Annotated in this window: 11 protein-coding genes and 1 pseudogene; 6 read left to right on the top strand and 6 right to left on the bottom strand. The window is 70.3% G+C overall.

What is annotated here, in order from left to right:
* Positions 1-6: 6 nt before the first annotated feature.
* Positions 7-3,261, top strand: coding sequence for a sarcosine oxidase subunit alpha family protein (locus NW895_RS17045; protein ID WP_289936405.1), 3,255 nt, complete (start codon positions 7-9; stop codon positions 3,259-3,261).
* Positions 3,254-3,859: a sarcosine oxidase subunit gamma family protein gene (locus NW895_RS17040; RefSeq protein WP_289936404.1), complete on the top strand. Its 606-nt coding sequence runs from the start codon at positions 3,254-3,256 to the stop codon at positions 3,857-3,859. Before NW895_RS17045 ends, NW895_RS17040 begins: the two co-directional genes overlap by 8 nt.
* Positions 3,860-3,965: 106 nt before the next feature.
* Here the strand turns inward: NW895_RS17040 and NW895_RS17035 are convergent, their stop codons facing one another.
* Together NW895_RS17035 and purU are read right to left on the bottom strand one after the other, a co-directional pair.
* Entirely contained in the window at positions 3,966-4,757 is a 792-nt protein-coding gene (locus NW895_RS17035) for an IclR family transcriptional regulator (RefSeq protein WP_289936403.1), read from the bottom strand.
* Positions 4,758-4,852: 95 nt separating this feature from the next.
* The gene (gene purU, locus NW895_RS17030) at positions 4,853-5,725 is read right to left on the bottom strand and encodes a formyltetrahydrofolate deformylase (protein ID WP_289936402.1); all 873 of its coding nucleotides are present in this window, start codon (positions 5,723-5,725) and stop codon (positions 4,853-4,855) included.
* Between the two features lie 239 nt (positions 5,726-5,964).
* On the opposite strand from purU, the gene NW895_RS17025 reads away from it, so the two are divergent.
* Complete coding sequence (locus NW895_RS17025) at positions 5,965-7,107, top strand: aromatic ring-hydroxylating dioxygenase subunit alpha (RefSeq protein WP_289936400.1); 1,143 nt, start codon at positions 5,965-5,967, stop codon at positions 7,105-7,107.
* A gap of 3 nt (positions 7,108-7,110) precedes the next feature.
* The gene (locus NW895_RS17020) at positions 7,111-9,405 is read left to right on the top strand and encodes an FdhF/YdeP family oxidoreductase (protein ID WP_289936399.1); all 2,295 of its coding nucleotides are present in this window, start codon (positions 7,111-7,113) and stop codon (positions 9,403-9,405) included.
* A gap of 97 nt (positions 9,406-9,502) precedes the next feature.
* Here the strand turns inward: NW895_RS17020 and fdhD are convergent.
* The 4 genes and pseudogenes from fdhD to NW895_RS17000 all read right to left on the bottom strand — a co-directional run.
* Positions 9,503-10,141, bottom strand: a pseudogene (gene fdhD, locus NW895_RS17015) (formate dehydrogenase accessory sulfurtransferase FdhD); the annotation flags it as partial.
* Between the two features lie 78 nt (positions 10,142-10,219).
* Positions 10,220-11,602, bottom strand: a complete 1,383-nt coding sequence (locus NW895_RS17010) for an L-serine ammonia-lyase (RefSeq protein WP_289936398.1) — start codon at positions 11,600-11,602, stop codon at positions 10,220-10,222.
* 203 nt (positions 11,603-11,805) lie between these two features.
* Positions 11,806-15,468 (bottom strand): LamG-like jellyroll fold domain-containing protein, encoded by a 3,663-nt coding sequence (locus tag NW895_RS17005; RefSeq protein ID WP_289936397.1) that lies wholly within the window; start codon positions 15,466-15,468, stop codon positions 11,806-11,808.
* A gap of 257 nt (positions 15,469-15,725) precedes the next feature.
* Positions 15,726-16,697: a serine hydrolase domain-containing protein gene (locus tag NW895_RS17000; RefSeq protein ID WP_289936521.1), complete on the bottom strand. Its 972-nt coding sequence runs from the start codon at positions 16,695-16,697 to the stop codon at positions 15,726-15,728.
* 509 nt (positions 16,698-17,206) lie between these two features.
* Here NW895_RS17000 and NW895_RS16995 point away from each other — a divergent pair.
* Positions 17,207-18,193: a hypothetical protein gene (locus tag NW895_RS16995; RefSeq protein WP_289936396.1), complete on the top strand. Its 987-nt coding sequence runs from the start codon at positions 17,207-17,209 to the stop codon at positions 18,191-18,193.
* A gap of 161 nt (positions 18,194-18,354) precedes the next feature.
* The gene (locus NW895_RS16990; protein WP_289936395.1) at positions 18,355-20,211 is read left to right on the top strand and encodes an HSP90 family protein; all 1,857 of its coding nucleotides are present in this window, start codon (positions 18,355-18,357) and stop codon (positions 20,209-20,211) included.

The following is a 20,211-nucleotide window of genomic DNA, read 5'->3' as shown; positions in this document are numbered from 1 at the left end:
CGAACCATGCTGCTGATCCCCTGCCCGTGGTGCGGGCCCCGCGACGAGGCCGAGTTCCACTACGGCGGCCAGGCCCACGTGCCGTACCCGGAGGACCCGGCCTCCCTCACCGACGAGGAGTGGGCCCGGTACCTCTTCTTCCGCGAGAACACGAAGGGACCCTTCGCCGAGCGCTGGAGCCACGCGGCGGGCTGCCGCCGCTGGTTCAACGCGGTGCGGGACACGTCGACGAACGAGGTGCTGGCGGTGTACCGGGCGGGGGAGGAGCGCCCGGAGACGGTGGAGCCGCGTCCCGTCACTCTTCAGCCGAGTTCAGCGACTCCAGCCCGTCCGGCGATTGAGGACGAGGCCGTTCAGGCCGATACGGGGGCCTGGGCGCAGAGCCCCCAGCGGGGTCCAGGGGCGGAGCCCCTGGTTTCGGGAAGAGGCGGGGTGGGGGAGAACACCCAGCCGTTCCGCCACCCCACCCGCGGCCGAATCCACCGCGACACCCCCCTCACCTTCACCTTCGACGGCACCGAATACCAGGGCTACCGGGGCGACACCCTCGCCTCCGCCCTCCTCGCCAACGGCGTCATCCAGACCGGCACCAGCATCAAGCTCGGCCGCCCGCGAGGAATCTTCTCGGCCGGCGTCGAGGAGCCCAACGCCGTCATCCAGATCGAGGCCCCCTTCCCCGAGCCGATGCTGCCCGCCACGACCGTCGAGCTCTACGACGGCCTGGTCGCGAGCAGCCTCCCGGGCCAGGGCCGCCTCGCCACCGAACCGGACCCGGCCCGCTACGACGCCGTACACGCCCACTGCGACCTGCTGATCGTCGGCGCGGGCCCGGCCGGCCTCGCCGCAGCGGCGGCCGCCGCCCGCTCAGGTGCCCGCGTCATCCTCGCCGACGACCAACCGGAACCCGGCGGCAGCCTCCTCGGCACCGGCGAACTCCTCGACTGGGTGGACGAGACGACCGCCCGGCTCGACGCCGCCCCCGACGTACGCGTACTGCGCCGCACCACCGTCTTCGGTTACTACGACGACAACCACCTCCTCGCCGTGGAGCGCCGCACCAACCACCTGGGCGCCGAGGCCCCGGAGCACGTGTCCCGCGAACGCGTCTGGCGCATCCGCGCCCGTCGCGTCGTCCTGGCCACCGGCGCCCATGAGCGTTCGCTGGCCTTCGCGGACAACGACCGCCCCGGTGTGATGCTGGCCGCCTCGGCCCGCGCCTACCTGCACAAGTACGCTGCTCTGCCCGGCCGCCACGCGGTCGTCTTCACCACCAACGACAGCGCCTATGCGGCAGCACTGGACCTCACCGCGGCGGGCGTGGCCGTCGGGGCCGTCGTCGACACCCGCCCCGAACCGGGGGAGTGGGCGGAGCGTGCCCGGCAGGCCGGCATCGAGGTACTGCCGGGCCACGCCGTGATCGCCACCGAAGGCGCCGCCCGGCTCACCGCCGTGAGCGTCGCCCCGTACGGGGAGGCGACAGGCCGACGGGAGTTCGCCGCCGACCTGCTGCTGGTCTCCGGCGGCTGGAACCCGGTGGCACACCTGTTCAGCCAGGCGGGCGGCAAGCTGCGCTACGACGAGACGCTCGGCACCTTCGTCCCCGACGCCTGCCGCCAGGCGGTCGAGGTCGCGGGTGGCGCGAGCGGCGTCTTCGACCTGGCCCGAGTCCTCGCGCAGGGGGCAGCCGCCGGTGCCCGCGCGATCGAGGCCGAGGGCTACACCTCCGAGGCTCCCCGTCTGCCGCAGGTGTCCGCGCAACCGCAGACGCCGCCCATGCAGGTCTTCACCGTCCCGGGCCGGGAAGGCGCCCCGCGTTTCGTCGACCTCCAGCGCGACGTCACCGTGGACGACCTGGCCCGGGCGACCGGTGCCGGAATGCGCTCGGTCGAGCACACCAAGCGCTACACCACGGCCGGCACCGCCAACGACCAGGGCAAGACCTCCGGCGTCCTGGCCGGCGGCGTCGTCGCCGAACTGCTCGGCGTGGACATCTCCGCGCTCGGCACGACCACGTTCCGTCCGCCGTACACCCCCGTCTCCTTCGCCGCCCTCGCCGGCCGCGACCGCGGGGCGCTGCACGACCCGATCCGCACCACCGCCCTGCACGAGTGGCATGTCGCGCACGGCGCCCTGTTCGAGAACGTCGGCCAGTGGAAGCGGCCCTGGTACTACCCGCAGGACGGCGAGGACATGGAGGCCGCGGTGCTGCGCGAGTGCACCGCCGCCCGCGAGGGCGTCGCCTTCATGGACGCCTCCACCCTCGGCAAGATCGACGTACAGGGCCCGGACGCCGGCGTCTTCCTCGACCGGCTCTACACCAACATGATGAGCACCTTGAAGGTCGGCATGATCCGCTACGGCGTGATGTGCCGCCCCGACGGGATGGTCTTCGACGACGGCACCGTCATCCGCCTCGCCCAGGACCGCTTCCTGGTCACCACCACGACGGGCAACGCGGCCGCCGTACTGGACTGGATGGAGGAGTGGCTGCAGACCGAGTGGCCCGATCTGCGCGTCCACTGCACGTCCGTGACCGAGCACTGGGCCACCGTCGCCCTGGTCGGACCGCGGTCCCGCGAGGTCCTCGGCTCGCTCGCGCCTCACCTGGCCGTCGCCAACGAGGACTTCCCGTTCATGGCGTGGCGCGAGACGACCGTCGCAGGCATCGCCGCACGGGTGTGCCGGATCAGCTTCTCCGGCGAACTCGCCTATGAGATCAACGTGTCGCCGTGGGAGGCCCTCGCCCTGTGGGAGGCGCTGTACGAGGCCGGCGCCCCGTACGGCATCACCCCGTACGGCACGGAGACGATGCACGTCCTGCGGGCGGAGAAGGGCTATCCGATCGTCGGCCAGGACACCGACGGCACGGTGACGCCGCAGGACCTCGGCATGAACTGGGTGGTGTCGAAGAAGAAGCCCGACTTCATCGGCAAGCGTTCCTTCGCGCGCGCCGACACCGTCCGCCCCGACCGCAAGCATCTGGTCGGTCTGCTCCCGGAGGACCCGGGCACCTTCCTCCCCGAGGGCACGCACCTGGTCGCCGACGGTGTACTGCCCGCGCCGCCGGTCCCGATGCTCGGACACGTCACCTCCAGCTACCGCAGTGCCGCCCTCGGCCGGACCTTCGCCCTCGCCCTGATCAAGGGCGGCCGGGACCGCATCGGCGAACGTCTCTACGCCCCCGTGGGCGACCGGCTGGTCCCGGTGACCGTCGCAAGCCCCGTTCTCTACGACCCCGAGGGAGCCCGCCGCGATGGCTGACACCGCCCTTACCGCCCCGCTCCGCAGCCCTCTGTCGCACGCCGCCGACCGCCTGGCCGCCGCGACACGTACGTCCGGGGGCGCGATCCGGCTGGCGGAACTCCCCTTCCTGACCCAGATCAACGTGCGCCTCGATCCCAAGGGAGCGGCAGCCGACGCCGTGGGCCTGGCGCTGGGCCTCCAACTGCCCGTCGAACCCAACACCGTCGTCCACGCCGGAGAGCTGACCGCGCTTTGGCTCGGCCCCGACGAGTGGCTCGTGGTGGGCCCGCCCGGCGGTCAGCAGGACGTGGAGAGCCGGATCCGCGGGGGCGCGGGCGACGAGCCGGTGTCCGTCATCGATGTCTCGGCTCAGCGCACCACGCTCCTCGTCGCGGGCCCCCGCGCCCGTGACCTGCTGGCACACGGCTGCTCGCTGGATCTGCACCCGAGGGTCTTCGGCCCCGCCCGCTGCGCGCAGACGACCCTGGGCCGCACCCAGGTCGTGCTGGTCGCCCGGGCCGAACCCCGGGCCGGGTTCTGGGTCCTGGTCCGTTCGTCCTTCGCCGGGTACCTGACGGACTGGCTGCTGGACGCGGCTTCGGAGTGGACGGCCTGACACGGCCACCGCGAAGGCGGCGGTCAGGACCCGGACACCGGATCCTGACCGCCGCCTGTATGGCCTGTCCTGTCGAGGCCAGGGACCGGGTCCGGTCTCCCGGACCTCAGCTCGTACCGCCGAGACGGCGGCTGAGCTCGGCCGCTCCCTCGACCAGTACGGGCGCGAGTTCGTGCATCCGCTCCTCGGTCAGGCGGAAGGCCGGCCCCGACGCCGAAAGGGCGGCGATGGTTTCGCCGTCGCTTGAACGCACCGGAGCGGACATGGCGTTGAGGCCCTCCTCGTACTCCTCCATCGTGACGGCATAGCCCCGCTCGCGGGCTTCGGCGAGCTCCGCCTCCAGCTTCTTTCTGGACGTCACCGTGCGCGGGGTCAGACGAGGGAGTCCGGTCTCGGCGATGCACTCGTCGCGGCGCTTCGGATCGAGATGGGCCAGGAGGATCTTTCCGCTCGAGGTGCAGTGCAGTGGAGTCAGCCGCCCCACCCAGTTCTGTGCGGCGATGGCGGACGAGCCGCGCACCTGGTAGAGGTTGATCGCGTGGTGGGATTCCAGGACGGCGATGTTCATCGTCTCGCCCACCTCGTCGACGAGACGCTCGCAGATCCCCCGCCCATGTCTGGTGACCGCGATGCGCCCCGTGACCGCACCGGCCAGACGCACGACTCCGAAGCCGAGACGGTACTTTCCGCGCTCGCCCTCCTGCTCGACCATCCCGTGCGCCTCCAGCGCGCCGAGCAGGCGGAAGGCGGTGGACTTGTGGACATCGATCGCCGCGGCCACTTCACTGACGCCCGCCTCGCCGTGCTGGGCCAGAATTTCCAGCACGGCGACAGCGCGGTCAACGGATTGCACTCCGCCACTCGGAGCGACTGTGGGCTCAGTGCCGTAGTTGCTCATAGCGAAACCATATGTGAAATGGTCAACAGAAGTGTGGGGCTGGGGGGCTTTTTCGGTGGGCGCCCTGTGGGCGTCCCCGGGGCAGGCCTGGCCGTTCAGCGAAAGACGACCGTGCGGTTGCCGTTGATCATGACGCGGCTCTGGGTGTGCCATTCCACCGCCCGCGCCAGGACCTGAGCCTCTACGTCCCGCCCCAGGGCGACCAGACTGTCGGGACCCTGCGAGTGGTTCACGCGGACCACGTCCTGCTCGATGATCGGCCCCTCGTCGAGGTCCGGGGTGACGTAGTGGGCCGTCGCTCCGACCAGTTTGACACCGCGCTCGTGCGCCTGGACGTACGGTCGTGCGCCCTTGAAGCTCGGCAGGAACGAGTGGTGGATGTTGATCGCCCGGCCTTCGAGCTGCTTGCACAGATCGTTCGACAGGATCTGCATGTAGCGGGCGAGGACCACGAGGTCGATGTCCAGTTCGTCGACGAGCTTCAGCAGACGCGCCTCCGCGTCGGGCTTCGTCTCCGGGGTCACGGGCACGTGGTGGAACGGGATCCCGTAGCTCTCGGCGAGCGGCTCGAAGTCCCGGTGGTTGGAGACGATCGCCGGAACCTCGATGTTCAGCGCGCCGGTGCGCCAGCGGAAGAGCAGGTCGTTCAGGCAGTGACCGAACTTCGACACCATGATCAGTGTGCGGGTCGGAGTCGACGCCTCGTACAACTGCCAGGAGATCCGGTACGCCTCCGCCACCGGGGCGAAGCCGGACCGAAGGACCTCCAGCGACGTGCTCGGATCCGAGACGTCGAAGTGCACCCGCATGAAGAAGCGGTCCTGCAGCCGGTCGTCGAACTGCTGGCTCTCCTGGATGTTCCCGGAGTGCCGGACCAGGAAGCCGGTGACGGCGTGGACGAGACCGGATCGGTCGGGGCACGACAGGGTGAGGACGTACTCGCGGTCGGATGTCGGTCCAAGAGACACTGAGCCCTCCCTGAGGGGGTGCGCATCACGCAACAGTGAGACTGATGCGCAACATGGTCCGGCCTGAGGTCGTCTGCGGTCAAGGGCTTGACAGTGCTTCGGGCGGGTTGCACTGTGTGTTGCGTAGATAGACGTGCGTTGCGTATAAGGCAACATTAGCGGCTTCGAATCGAAGGAACCCCCGCAGTACCGGACGACCGCTCACCGCCCGCCCACCACGCTTCTCTTCGAGGTGAACCATGACTACGACCGGCCTGCCGGAGAGCCTGATCGCGACCCTCCCAGGTGACCACTACACGGACCCGGAGATCTTCCGCCTGGAGCAGGAGCACATCTTCGAGTCCATGTGGTTCTGCGTGGCACGCTCGTCGGAGCTGGCGAAGCCGGGTGCGTTCAGGACCGTGGACGTCGGGCGGGAGAGCGTCCTGGTGACCCGGTCGCGGGACAACTCCGTCCGCGCCTTCTTCAACGTGTGCCGGCACCGGGGCGCCAAGCTGTGCACGCAGGAGTCCGGCGAGGTGAAGCGGGCGTTCCAGTGCCCGTACCACGCCTGGACCTACGACCTTAACGGCAAGCTGGTCGCCGCTCCGAACCTGACGAAGATGCCGGACGTCGGCCGGACCGAGTACGGCCTGGCGAGCGTGGCGGTACGCGAGTGGCTGGGCTATGTGTGGGTGTGCCTGGCGGAGAACCCGCCCTCGTTCGAGCAGTCGGTGACAGCGGACGTGGTGGCGCGCCTGGGCGATGTGGAGTCCATCGACCGGTACGACATCGAGAGCCTGGAGGTCGGCAAGCGGATCGTCTACGACGTGAAGGCGAACTGGAAGCTGATCATCGAGAACTTCATGGAGTGCTACCACTGCGCGACGATCCATCCGGAACTGACCGAGGTGCTCCCGGAGTTCGCCGACGGCTACGCCGCCCAGTACTACGTGGGGCACGGCGCCGAGTTCGGTGCGGACGTCAGGGGATTCACCGTCGACGGCTCGGAGGGCCTGGACCGTATCCCCACGGTCTCCGAGGAACAGGACCGCCGGTACTACGCGATCACGGTACGGCCGCAGGTCTTCATCAACCTGGTCCCCGACCACGTGATCTTCCACCGGATGTTCCCGGTGGCGGTCGACCGGACGATCGTGGAGTGCGACTGGCTCTATCTGAAGGGCGTGGTGGACAGCGGCCGGGACGTCAGCCGGTCGGTGGAGCTGTTCGACCGGGTCAACCGGCAGGACTTCGACGCCTGTGAGCGCTGCCAGCCGGCGATGAGTTCGCGCCTGTACGCCAAGGGCGGTGTCCTGGTGCCCAGCGAGCACCACATCGGCGAGTTCCACGACTGGGTCCAGGACCGCCTCGGCACCCACGCGACCATCGCGGAGCGCTAGGCGATGACCCGCGAGGCACCTGCCGAGGACCCCGGTGACTCCCGCCTGCGGGTGGGCCCGCCGAAGGACTACGCCGCGGGCATTCCCGCGGTCACCTCCTCGCTGCGCCACGCCCACGTGCAGATGGGCGTCCGCCGTAGTCTGCTGACCCTGCTGAGCGTCAACCAGCGGACAGGCTTCGACTGCCCGGGATGCGCCTGGCCGGAGCCCGAACACCGGCACCGTGCCGAGTTCTGTGAGAACGGGGCCAAGGCGGTGGCCGAGGAGGCGACCCTGCGCCGGGTCACCCCGGAGTTCTTCGCCGGGCACACCCTGGCAGAGCTCGCCGGCCGCAGCGACTACTGGCTCGGTCAGCAGGGACGCCTCACCCACCCCATGTACCGCCCCGCGGGCAGCGACCGGTACCGGCAGATCTCCTGGGACGAGGCGTTCGCCGTGGTCGCCCGGGAGCTGGGTGCGCTCGGTTCCCCGGACCAGGCCGCCTTCTACACCTCCGGCCGGGCGAGCAACGAGGCCGCCTTCGTCTACCAGCTCTTCGTCCGGCTCTTCGGCACGAACAACCTGCCGGACTGCTCCAACATGTGCCATGAGTCCAGCGGCTCGGCCCTCACCGAGACCATCGGCATCGGCAAGGGCAGCGTCCGCCTCGATGACCTGTACGAGGCCGACCTGATCCTCGTCGTGGGGCAGAACCCGGGCACCAACCACCCCCGGATGCTCTCGGCACTCGAGACCGCCAAAGCCCGGGGAGCCCGCGTCATCTCCGTCAACCCGCTCCCCGAAGCCGGACTCCTGCGGTTCAAGAACCCCCAGCGGCCCTCGGGCGTGCTGGGCGCCGGCACCCAACTGTCCGACCGGTTCCTCCAGATCAGGCTCGGCGGCGACCAGGCCCTCTTCCAGGCCTTCAACCGCCTGCTCCTGGAGGCGGAGGACGACGCTCCCGGCACGGTCCTCGACCGTGACTTCATCACCGCGCACACCCACGGTTTCGAGGAGTTCGCCGACCGGGCCCGCAAGGCGGACTGGGACGACATCCTGGAGGCCACCGGCCTGACGGCACAGGAGATCAGCGAGGCGTTCCAGGAGGTTCTGGCCGCCAGGAAGATCGTGGTCTGCTGGGCGATGGGTCTCACCCAGCACCGTCACTCCGTGCCGACCATCCGCGAGGTCGTCAACTTCCTGCTGCTCGGCGGCAACATCGGTCGCCCCGGCGCCGGCCTCTGCCCCGTCCGCGGGCACTCCAACGTCCAGGGCGACCGGACCATGGGCATCCACGAGAAACCGGACACCGCCTTCCTCGACGCGCTCGGCGCGGAATTCGGTTTCGTGCCGCCGAGCCACCACGGCCACGACGCCGTGGAGACCATCCGGGCCATGCGGGACGGGCAGGTGCGGGTCTTCGTCGCTCTCGGCGGCAACTTCGTCTCCGCCGCTCCCGACACCGAGCTGACCGAGCGGGCACTGCGCAACTGCGCGCTCACGGTGCAGATCTCCACCAAGCTCAACCGGTCCCACGCGGTGGCCGGCCGGCAGGCGCTCATCCTGCCCTGCCTGGGCCGCACCGAGGCCGACCTCCGGCCCGCGGGGCCTCAACTGGTGACGGTGGAGGACTCCATGGGCATGGTGCACCTCTCGCGTGGGCGGCTGGCGCCGGCGTCGGACGCCCTGCTGAGCGAGGTCGCGATCATCTGCCGGATGGCGAAGACGGTCCTCGGGAACGACGGTCCGCAGGTGCCCTGGACGGCATTCGAAGCGGACTACGACCGGATCCGGGACAGGATCGCACGGGTGGTCCCCGGCTTCGATGACTTCAACGCCCGGGTACGGCAGCCGGGCGGCTTCGCACTGCCTCATCCTCCACGGGACGAGAGGCGCTTTCCCACCGGGACCGGGCTGGCCAACTTCACCGTCAACCCCCTGGAGGTGCTGCGCGTCCCGCCGGGCCGGCTGCTCCTCCAGACCCTCCGTTCGCACGACCAGTACAACACCACCATCTACGGCCTGGACGACCGCTACCGCGGCGTCCACCAGGGCCGCAGGGTGCTCTTCGTCCATCCGGACGACCTCGCCGCACACGGCCTGGCCGAGGGCGATCTGGTCGACATCGTCAGCGAGTTCTCCGACGGGGCCGACCGCCGGGCACCGGCGTTCCGTACGGTCGCGTACCCCACCCCACGTGGCTGCTGCGCCGCCTACTTCCCGGAGACCAACGTCCTGGTTCCGCTGGACTCCACCGCGGACGTCAGCAACACCCCCACCTCCAAGTCGATCGTGGTCCGGCTGGAACCCGCGCACTGACCGGCCTGTCGGTCAGGCACGCGCGCGTCGCCGCCGCGTACACGTCCGCAGTCGCCGCGGCGGCCGTCTGCGTCACGCCGTAGAGGGCGGCGACGGCTCACTCCGGGGGCCCTCCTCGCGGCCCCGGGATGATGCGCTGCTCTCCCGCGTACACGTTCATGGAGCTGCCACGCAGGAAACCGACCAGCGTGAGGCCGGTCTCCGCCGCCAAGTCCACCGCGAGGGAGGAGGGAGCCGAGACCGCGGCCAGCACCGGGATGCCCGCCATGACCGCCTTCTGCGCCAGCTCGAAGGACGCGCGGCCGGAGACCAGCAGGATGTGCCGGGACAGCGGCAGCGCGCCGGACCGCAGGGCGCGGCCGATGAGTTTGTCGACGGCGTTGTGGCGGCCCACGTCCTCACGCAGGTCCAGCAGCTCGCCCTCCGCCGAGAACAGCCCGGCGGCGTGCAGACCCCCGGTGCGGTCGAAGACCCGCTGCGCGGCGCGCAGCCGGTCGGTGAGGCCGGCCAGCAGGTCGGGGCCGACCCGGACCGGGGGAGTGTCGGCGACCGGCCAGCGGGCGGTGGTCCGTACGGCGTCCAGGCTCGCCTTCCCGCACAGGCCGCAGGAGGAGGTGGTGTACACGTTCCGCTCGAGCGAGATGTCCGGCACCACCACGCCGGGGGCGAGCCGCACATCGACGACGTTGTACGTGTTCGCGCCGTCCGCGGTGGCGTCCGCGCAGTACACGATGCTCGCCAGCTGGGATGCGCAGTACGCGCCGTCGCTCGGTGACCCGTCCCATGGACCCTCCCCGGACCGAACCCTCCGCCCTCAGCACTCGACGACGTTGACCGCGAGCCCGCCGCGGGCCGTCTCCTTGTACTTGACCTTCATGTCGGCGCCCGTCTCCTTCATGGTCTTGATGACCTTGTCCAGCGACACGTGGTGGCGGCCGTCGCCACGCAGGGCCATCCGGGCCGCGGTGACGGCCTTGACCGCCGCCATGCCGTTGCGTTCGATGCACGGGATCTGCACCAGGCCACCGACCGGGTCGCACGTCAGGCCCAGGTTGTGCTCCATACCGATCTCAGCGGCGTTCTCCACCTGTTCCGGCGAGCCGCCGAGGACTTCCGCCAGGCCGCCCGCGGCCATGGAGCACGCGGCGCCGACCTCCCCCTGACAGCCGACCTCGGCGCCGGAGATGGAGGCGTTCTCCTTGAACAGCAGCCCGATGGCGCCGGCTGCCAGCAGGAACCGGACGACGGCGTCGTCGTCGGCTCCGTGGACGAAGTTGACGTGGTAGTGCAGGACCGCCGGGATGATGCCGGCGGCCCCGTTGGTCGGTGCGGTGACCACCCGCCCACCGGCCGCGTTCTCCTCGTTGACCGCCATGGCGTAGAGGGTCACCCACTCCAACGCCCGCCCCGCCGGATCGCCGTCGGCCCGCAGCGCCTTGGCCACAGCCGTGGCCCGGCGGCGGACCTTGAGCCCGCCCGGCAGCATCCCCTCACAGGACAGGCCGCGTGCCACGCACTCCCGCATCACCCGCCAGATCTCCAGCAGACCCTCGCGGATCTCCTCCTCGGTGCGCCAGGCCCGCTCGTTCTCCAGCATCAGTGCCGAGATCGACAGACCCGTCTCCCGGGTCAGGCGCAGCAACTCGTCACCGCTGCCGAAGGGGTACTTCAGCACCGTGTCGTCCGGCTTGACCCGGTCCTCGCCGACCGCTTCCTCGTCGACGACGAACCCGCCGCCGACCGAGTAGTACGTCGTCTCCAGCAGCGGCAGCCCCTCTGCGTCGTACGAGAAGAACGTCATGCCGTTGGCGTGGTACCGCAGGGAACGGCGGCGGTGCAGGACCAACTGACCGTCCGTGTCGAAGCCGATCTCGTGGGCATCGCCGAGGTCGCGGCCCAGCAGACGCAGCCGCCCCGTCGATCTGATCCGCTCGACGTCCAGTTCGGCCTGGCCGATGTCCACCGTGCGCGGCTCGTTGCCCTCCAGTCCGAGCAGCACGGCCTTGGGGCTGCCGTGACCGTGGCCGGTGGCACCGAGGGAGCCGAAGAGCTCGGCCCGCACCGACGCCGTCCGAGTGAGCAGACCTTCCCTTTCCAGCCGGCCGGCGAACATGCGGGCGGCCCGCATGGGTCCGACGGTGTGCGAACTGGAGGGACCTATGCCGATGGAGAACAGATCGAAAACGGAGATGGCCACGGGCGGGCTCCCTCCCGGAGTGGTTCCGGAAACTTCGGACCGAACCCCGGTGGTTTCAGATGAAGCAACGTACATCTCTATGCGCAACAGCTTTTCCCCGTGGGCACAGGGTTGTCAAGACGGCAGCACCGCGGCCTTGGCCGAGATGACAACAGACCGCCGGCGGCGACGTGTGGGCCACGTCGCCGCCGGCGGCGGTTACCTCAACGCACCTGCCGCGCGTAGGGCGCGACGGTGATCCGGTCGATCAGCGGCGCGTAGCGGGAGCGGAGCAGCACTCCGGGGAAGGTGTCCGAGGCGTAGGTGGTGCCGTCGAAGTTCGGCAGTTCCTCGGAGCGGAAGGTGATCGAGTTCTGTCCTTTCTTCAGGTGGACGGGGACGGTCAGCTCCCAGAAGTTGTTCTGGTGGAAGCTGTGCGGGAAGCCGATGCGCCGCATCTCGCCGCCGTTGACGGTGAGGTCGGCGTGACGGGCCAGCGGGTCCGGGTTGTAGTGGGTGGCCTCGGACTGCTCGGGGTTGGAGTAGCGGATGCGCAGCGCGTACAGCCCGCTGCGGTCGGCGGCGACGGTGAAGGTGGCGGTGTTGCCGTTGCCGGGGCCGCCGCCGATGCCGGTGATCGCCGTGCCGTCGGTGGCCAGGGAGAGCGGAGTCAGCGTGGCCGAGCCCGCGAGCTCGGCGTCCTGCGCCTCGTACGTACGTGTCGGCAGCTCTCCCTCCGTGGGCGTGACCGTGAGACGGTCCACGAGGGTGGTGGACGAACCTCCCGTCAGGGTCACCTTGTTGATGCCGCCCGACAGGGAGACCGCGACGCTGTTCCCGCCCTTGCCGAGGCGCTGGACGTCCTGGCCGTTGACGGAGAGCCGGGCGCCGGTGCCGTCGAGCGTGTCGACCTTGAGGGTGGCCTCGCGGTCGGCGGGTGAGTACACCCAGAACGTGGCGGTCCCCTTCTTCGGGAGCCGGGCCGCGCCGGAGCCGGTGGCAGGGGTTTCGGTGTGCTTCGGCAGCGTGTAGACCGGCTGCGCCCCGCCGCCCAGCCAGGCCAGTTCACCCTCGTACACCTGCGTGCCGACCGCATCCCGCGGCAAGGACAGGGTGAGACGGTCGACGATGGCGTCGCCCTTGGTGGCGCGCTTGCCGTCGAGGCTCTTCGCGGCGAGCGTCAGGGTGTGCTCGCCCTTGGTGAGGTGGACCTCGGTGTCGGTGTGGTCCCACACCACCCACTTGTAGCCGAGGGGCAGGTACAGCTCCTGCTCGCTGTCGGCCTCGCCGTCCACCCTCAGGAAGACGTTGGTGGGGCCCTGCTCCCTCACCTTGTCGAAGGTGTTGAGGGAGTTGGCGAAGACGCTCAGGTCGTACGTGCCGTCCTCGGGCACGTCCACGGTGAAGTCGAGCGTGACGTCCGAGCCGGTGCGCAGGCCGCCCACGTCGTAGCCGCCGGAGGTGTAGAACTTCGACACATCGCGCGGCGAGCCCTCCGGGCCGTTCTTCGAGTAGCCGGAGCCGCTGTGGGCGGCGTCCTCCGCCTCGTAGGAGCCCTGCCAGCGCGCGGGCGGGGACTGCGTGCTCTTCGCCTTCCCGGCGGGGCTGAGGACGATCTCGTACGCCGAGGACTCCTTCAGCTTCGGCAGCGCGCCGTCACCGAAGTCGACGACGACCTGGCCGTCGTCACCGACCTCCAGGTTCGTCTCCGTCAGCAGCTTCGGGCCGGAGTTGTCACCGACCTGCCCGCTCCACTCGATCTCGCGCACCCAGGCGTGCACCCGGTCCCCGAAGAGCTGCTTCGGGACGCCCGCGAAGGTGATGTGTCCCTTGCCGGTCGACCCGCCGAAGATCAGCCGGGCCTGCTTCTTCTTCTCGTCCAGTGTGGCCACGCCCTGCATGGTGTAGTTCTCGCCGGGGAAGGGCGGGGTCACCTGCACGGTGTGACCGCTCATCGAGGCGTACGAGTGCAGCAGCCACCACTGGCCGTTGCCTCGGCCCGACTGCACCGCGGAGTCGGAGAGGTTGCCGTCGATGTTCCAGTACGCGATGTCGGCGTCCACCTTGGACTCCTCGATCGCGGACACCCACTGGATCATCTGGCCGGGCACCGAGGTGTGGTAGTTGAAGGCGTACTCGTTGATGTTGACGGGGAGCTGGGTGCCCTCCTTGTCGGTGCCCTTGAACAGCTCCTTCTCCCACGCCCGGTACTTGGCGACGCTCTCGCGCACCGCTTCCGGGTGGCTCAGCTCGTGCCAGGTGATGACGTCCGGGAGGGTGCCCGCGGCCAGGGTGTGCGTGAGGAAGCCCTTCACCTGGTCGTAGAGGACGCTGGTGTTGGGGCCGGCGATGCGGGCGCCCGGCATCCTGCCCTTGATGAGCTTGTACGCGTCGTCCCAGGCGGCGAAGTAGTCGTCCGGGTCGCTCAGCCAGCTGACCTTGTTGTAGCTCCACTCGCCGGTGCCGAACATGTTGCCCTCGGGCTCGTTGAACGGCACGAAGACGATGTTGTCCTGGTACTGCTTCGGCAGCTGCAGTACCTGATCCACCTGCTTGGCGATCTTCTCCTCGTAGAGCTTGAGCTTCTCCTCGGGAGTGTTGCCCGGCCACTGGTACGGGAAGCCGCGGTGGATGTCGGTCATGTAGATGTACACGTCACCGTCGGTGGAGTCGGCCAGCGGCTTGACCACCTCCAGCGCGTCGGCACCGGGGTGCTGCGGGCCGTCCTGCGCCTTGGTGGAGACCGTGCGCAGGCCCATGCCCTCCATGAGGTTGTTGGTGGGCACGTCCGGTCCGTACACCCCGTAGAGGGTGCCGGAGGCTCCGCCGTGGAACGCGCCGGTGTCCGAGCCGAGGTCCACGGTGAGCTGTCCCTCGCGGACCACGGTGACGGTGGCCTTCACCGCGCGCCCGGCTGCCGTGCCCGCCACCGTGAATGTCCCCGGCCGGTCGTACTTCTCGGGCGGTACGGCGTCCCAGGTGATCGGGGTGTCACGGTCGTAGCCGTCGGAGAAGGAGGAGCGGACGGCCGCGGGGAGGGACGGGGCGGTCCCGGTCGTCGTACGGACCTCGAAGGACGTCCGGGAGAGTTGCTGGAGGGTGGGCAGGGCGCCGACCGTGCCGGCCACCTGCTCGGGGCTGAGCGCCGAGTGCCACACGGTGAAGTCGTCGACCGCGCCCTTGAGCAGCGGATCCGGCCAGAAGGACTTGCCGATGTAACCGGCGGCCGTCGCCGAACCGTCCAGCAGATCCTTGGCCTTGATGCTGGTCCGGGCGGACGAGACCGCCACGCCGTCGAGGTAGGTGGTGAGCCGGCCGGCGGAGGTGTCGAGGGTGACGGTGACGGTCCGCCACTCGTTCGCGGGAAGCATCGCGTAGCCGTTGACCTGTGCCTCCGCACCGCCTCCATTGGTGGTCACGGCGGTGCGCAGCACCCCGTTTCCGCTGTACGGGGTGGTGAAGAGGTACTTCGTGGTGTTGGTGCCCAGATCGAAGATCCGCTGCCAGGACGACGTGTCACCGCTCCACTTCACGCGGGCGGAGACCGTCAAGTCGGTCGCGGCGCCGAGTACTTCGCGGGGCAGGCGGACGTACGCGCCGTCGGAGTCGGGCGCCCCGCCGGGCAGGGCCAGCGCCTTGCCGCCGTCCGTGCCCGCCACGGACTGGGCGGTGGAGCCGTTCACCAGGGTCGCCGTCAGGCCGTTGCCGGAACTGTCGGTGATCCTGCCGGAGGTCAGATCGTCCTGGTCGAAGGTGTAACGGGCTGCGGGCTGGGGAGCGTCGGCCGCTTGCGCGGGGGCGGCTGGTGCGGTCAGCAGGCCCGCGCCGAGAGCCACGGCCACCGCGGCCGGGGCCCGGCGCCGGGCGGATCTGTCAGCGGATGGCATGGATTGCGTCCTCAATCCTCGATCGAGTAACCGGGAGGGTGCGGAACGGGGCTCGGGGTAGCACGAAGGGACCAGTTCATCGAACCGGTTCGAGGAAGCTAGCACCGGTAAACGGGGCCAGCAATCCCTCCTGCGCGAGGTTCTCCCGGCTCCTTCGCTTCATGCTCGAACCGGTTCGACATTTCGGATAGGGAGCCGCACCGCCCACGGCGCGACCGCACCGCACTTCGCCGACTGTCTGGCCCTGGTGTGCCCGCCTACCGTGCCGGGCACAACGCATGGTCGATGAGCGCGCTGGCGGCGTCCTCCTGCTCAAGTGCGTGCGCTTCGCTGTCTGCGCGTGCGGTGGACATGGAGACCACGGCGCTGCGCCTGCCGTCGTCGGTGACACCGTTCAAGGTCACATACCCTCCGTCACCACCCTCGTGGCTCCAGTAGATTCCGCCGCACGACAGCGGCCGCTGCACCAGCCCCAGCCCGTACCGGCCGTCCGGCCACATCGCCTCCGCGGCCCCGCTGACGGCGACGGTCCGTTGCATCTGGTCCAGTTGCCGGGGGTGCAGCAGTCGGCCTGCGAGCAGTGAACGAAAGAAGCGGTTGATGTCCGCGGTGGTGGAGACGAACGACGTCCCGGCGTCATTCAGGACCTGCTCGGTGACGTTCACCAGGGCGCCCCCGCCGAAGAGCTGATAGGCGTCGGCATGCGGGTGCGGCAGCGTGGGCGATGTGCCGGTCCACCGGGTGTGCGCGAGACCGAGCGGACCCAGGATGCGGTGGGTGATCTCCTGGTGGACCGGATTCCCGGTGATCCGCTCGATGATCATGTCGAGCAGGAGATAGCCGGTGTTGGAGTACGCCCACCCGTGGCCGGGCGGGAAGTCGGGCCGGTGGTTCATCGCGCGCGCCACGAGCTGCTCGGGCCGGTACACGTCGTAGCGGTGTTCGTAGTAGTCCCGGGGCGAGGAGAAGTCCGGGTAGTCGTCGTGGATGCCGCTGGTGTGCTGGAGCAGCTGCCGGATGGTGATCGCGGAGCCGTCATTGCCATGGCCCTTCACCACACCGGGCAGCCGGCGTTCCACGGTGTCGTCCAGGGACAGCATGCCCTCCTCCTCCAGTTGCAGGATCACGGTGGCCACGAAGGCTTTGGACGTACTCGCCGTGCGGAAGTAGCCATTGGGTGCGAGGGGACGATGAGTCCGAAGGTCGGCGACACCGCTGGTGGCGACCAGGTGCCGGCCCTCGGCGGTGACCGCACGGGCCTGGACGCCGACGACTCCCAGAGCACGGATCGCATCGGCATCGCGCTGTAACCGAGCCTGGTCGTCACTCTTCCGGCCGGACTCGGCCGACACGCTCTGGGAGGTGGCCGTGGCAAGGACAGCGGCCAGCGCCACAGCGGCCGCCGCCGTGCGACGCCCCGCCATGCGGCCGAACGTCCGGGCCGGGCGACGCATACGGGTGCCGACTGGAGACAAGTCGCGCATCTGCGACAGTATTCTCATGATTCCCATGCTCGAACATTAGGTCGGCTTGATCATGGGGGTCGATACGGGTAACCCGAGGCTTCGGAGTGGGGCCCTCCCCACCTGTCCGCCGGTAGGGCACTCCGGCGCCGGCCCGGGCCGGCGCCACCGCATTCCGGGCCGGTGAAGCGCCGGTGAAAACCCTGTGGAAGCGGTGTCAGGGGGGCCGTTTATGCTGCACCGGACGATCACGCGGGACCAGGGGAGGGCGCGGCATGTTCGGCAAGCTGTTCGGCAGAGGAGCGGAGAGACCGGCGGCGGATCCGCACGCCCTTCCCGTCCCGCGCAGGCAGAAAAACGGGATGTACACGCTGCGCGCGCTCGGGGACGCCCGGGTGCTGGCGCTGGTGGAAGCGGCCGACGCGGGTGACTGGGAGGCTGTCAAGGCGGCGCTGGCGCCCTTCGATCTCGGCCGCTACCACCAGGTGCTGGGTGAACTCGCCGACCTGGACGGTGTGCAGGACTGGATCGGCCGGGCCGTCGAGGAGGACAAGGAGCACCGCGCGACGGCCCTGCTGATATCCGGGACGCGTCACATCAGCTGGGGCTGGGAGGCGCGCACCGCCGCCCGTGCCGTGCACGTCACGGAGGAACAGTGGCGGATCTTCCACGAGCGGCTCCACATCGCCGAGCAGCAGCTGCTGGAGGCCGCCGAGTTGCGGCCGGAATGGGTCACGCCGTGGCGCCGCCTCCTCACCTCCGGTCGCGGCATGTCACTGGGCCGTGCCGTCAACGAGACCCGGCTCGACGCCGCCCTGCGCCGTGACCCGCTGGACCTGGAGACACACATCGAGTGGGTGTCGCAGTTGCAGCCCCGTTGGGGTGGCGAGCCGGGGCAGGCCCTGGCGTTCGCCCAGGAGGCCTTCGCCCGCGCCCCGGAGGGCCACCGCCTCGGCTGCGTGATCGCCATGGCGTACATCGAGGAGTGGGTCGAGTCGGAGCGTGGGGACTACCTCCAAACCGACGAGATCCGGGCGCAGTTGCGGGAGGCGGCCGACTACAGCATCCTCCACCCCGCCTATGTGTGGCGCCCGGGCTGGCAACAGGACTTCAACATGTTCGCCATGGCCCTGTCGCTGGCCGGTGAGCGCCACACGGCCCGGCGCGTCTTCCAGACGCTGGACGGCGCCTGCACCAAGTGGCCGTGGACCTACTTCGCGGAGCCGGAGAAGGAGTTCGCGCGCCATCACCGCCGCGCTTGAGCACGCACCATCACCGCCGCGTCCGAGCGCGCGCCATACCGCCGCGTCCGAGTACGCACCACCACCGCCGCGTCCGAGTACGCACCACCACCGCATCCGAGCACGCGCCGCCCATCGGCCCCGCCCACCCACCCGTCGCCCTTCCCACTCCGGACTGCCCGATGACACTGCCCCACGCCGCCGCGGACCCGGCCGGCGCCGACCGCACCTTCCAGGTCGATCTGCGCGGCCTCGTCGATCTCCTCTCCCACCACCTCTACTCCAGCCCTCGCGTCTACCTGCGTGAACTGATGCAGAACGCGGTGGACGCGCTGACCGCCCGGCACGCCCTCGAACCGGCCGCCCCCGCCGAACCCTTCGGCATCCGCCTGTACGCCAACGGCTCGGTGGTACGCGTCGAGGACGACGGCGTCGGTCTCACCGAGGCCGACGTGCACACCTTCCTCGCCACCATCGGCCGCAGCAGCAAGCGCGCCGACCGGATAGCCGAACAACGTGGCGACTTCATCGGCCAGTTCGGCATCGGCCTGCTCTCCTGCTTCCTGGTCGCGGACGAGATCCACGTCCTGAGCCGCTCCGCCCGCACCCCCGACGCACCCGCCGTGGAGTGGCGGGGACGCGGCGACGGCAGCTACACCGTCCGCACCCTGCCCGCCTCCGCCCGCCCCCGGCCGGGCACCACCGTCACGCTGACCCCGCGTGCCGACGCGGCCGAGTGGACCCGCCCGGCGCAGGTGCACGCGCTGGCCCGCCACTTCGGCTCCCTGCTGCGCCACCCGGTGACCTTCGACGACGGCACGGGCGGCACCGGCGGCCCGGGCGCGCCCGTCAACCCCGAGCCCGCACCCTGGACGCGCACGTACCCCACGCCGGGAGCCCGTTCCCGGGCGCTGGCCGCGTACGGTGAGGAGGTCTTCGGGTTCAGGCCACTGGACACCATCGAGCTGGACCTGCCGGCCGTAGGCCTGAAGGGCATCGCGTGCGTGCTGCCGGAGGCGGTGCCGGCCGGCCGCCGCCACGGCCATCGCGTGCACGTCAAGGGCATGCTGCTGTCCGAGCAGGCCGAGGAGATCCTTCCCGACTGGGCGTTCTTCGTCCGCTGCGTCGTCGACGCCGAGAGCCTGCGCCCGACCGCGTCCCGCGAGTCCCTGTACGAGGACGACACCCTCGCCGCCGTCCGCGACGCCCTCGCCGAGCGGCTGCGCGCCTGGATCGCCCGCGTCGCCGCCAGCGACCCGGACCTGCTGGGCCGCTTCCTCCAGGCCCACCACCTGGCCGTGAAGTCGCTCGCGGTGTACGACGACGAGATCCTGCGGATGCTGCTGCCCTGGCTGCCGTTCGAGACCACCGACGGGCACACCACCCTCGACGAGTTCGCACGCACCCACCGCACCGTGCTCGTGACGTCGAGCGTGGAGGAGTTCCGGCAGGTCGCGGCGATCGCCTCGGCCGCCGGGCTGGGCGTCGTCAACGGCGGCTACACCTACGACCGCGACCTGGTCCACCGGCTGCCCGAGATCAGGCCCGAAGTCAGCGTCGCCGATCTCGACCCGGAGACCCTCACCGCCCACCTCGACCCCGTCGACCGGGAGACGGAGCTGGCCGCCGCGGCCTACCTCGCCCAGGCCCGCGACGCCCTCGCCGTCTTCGACTGCGACGTGGCGCTGCGCACCTTCCAGCCCGCCTCCGCCCCCGCCCTCCTCGTCGACAGCCGCGAGGCCCGGCACGAGCGCACCCGCTCCCGGCTCGCCCGTGAGCAGGAGGGCGGTCTGTGGGGCGACATCCTCGGCGCCCTGCGCCAGGAGGCCCCGCGGGCCCAGCTGATCCTCAACCAGCTCAACCCGCTGGTCCGCACCGCCGTCACCATCGACGAGCCCGAGCTGGCCCGCACCAGCGCCGAAGCCCTCTACGGGCAGGCCGCGATGCTGTCCCGGCGCCCGCTCAGGCCCGCCGAGTCGAGCCTCATCAACCGCTCCTTCCTCGACCTTCTCGCCCACGCCCTCCGCAAGGACAGCTGA

The sequence above is a fragment of the Streptomyces sp. S.PNR 29 genome, assembly GCF_030386795.1.
In the GTDB taxonomy this organism is placed as follows: Bacteria; Actinomycetota; Actinomycetes; order Streptomycetales; family Streptomycetaceae; genus Streptomyces.
The sequence above is the reverse complement of the archived record's forward strand: the minus strand, read 5'-3'. Positions and strand labels throughout refer to the sequence as shown.

Bases quoted from the DNA above. Each gene is read 5' to 3' on its own strand.
- NW895_RS17045 (WP_289936405.1), top strand. From the start codon at position 7: ATGCTGCTGATCCCCTGCCCGTGGTGCGGGCCCCGCGACGAGGCCGAG.
- NW895_RS17040 (WP_289936404.1), top strand. From the start codon at position 3,254: ATGGCTGACACCGCCCTTACCGCCCCGCTCCGCAGCCCTCTGTCGCAC.
- NW895_RS17035 (WP_289936403.1), bottom strand. From the start codon at position 4,757: ATGAGCAACTACGGCACTGAGCCCACAGTCGCTCCGAGTGGCGGAGTG.
- NW895_RS17025 (WP_289936400.1), top strand. From the start codon at position 5,965: ATGACTACGACCGGCCTGCCGGAGAGCCTGATCGCGACCCTCCCAGGT.
- NW895_RS17020 (WP_289936399.1), top strand. From the start codon at position 7,111: ATGACCCGCGAGGCACCTGCCGAGGACCCCGGTGACTCCCGCCTGCGG.
- NW895_RS17005 (WP_289936397.1), bottom strand. From the start codon at position 15,468: ATGCCATCCGCTGACAGATCCGCCCGGCGCCGGGCCCCGGCCGCGGTG.
- NW895_RS16995 (WP_289936396.1), top strand. From the start codon at position 17,207: ATGTTCGGCAAGCTGTTCGGCAGAGGAGCGGAGAGACCGGCGGCGGAT.
- NW895_RS16990 (WP_289936395.1), top strand. From the start codon at position 18,355: ATGACACTGCCCCACGCCGCCGCGGACCCGGCCGGCGCCGACCGCACC.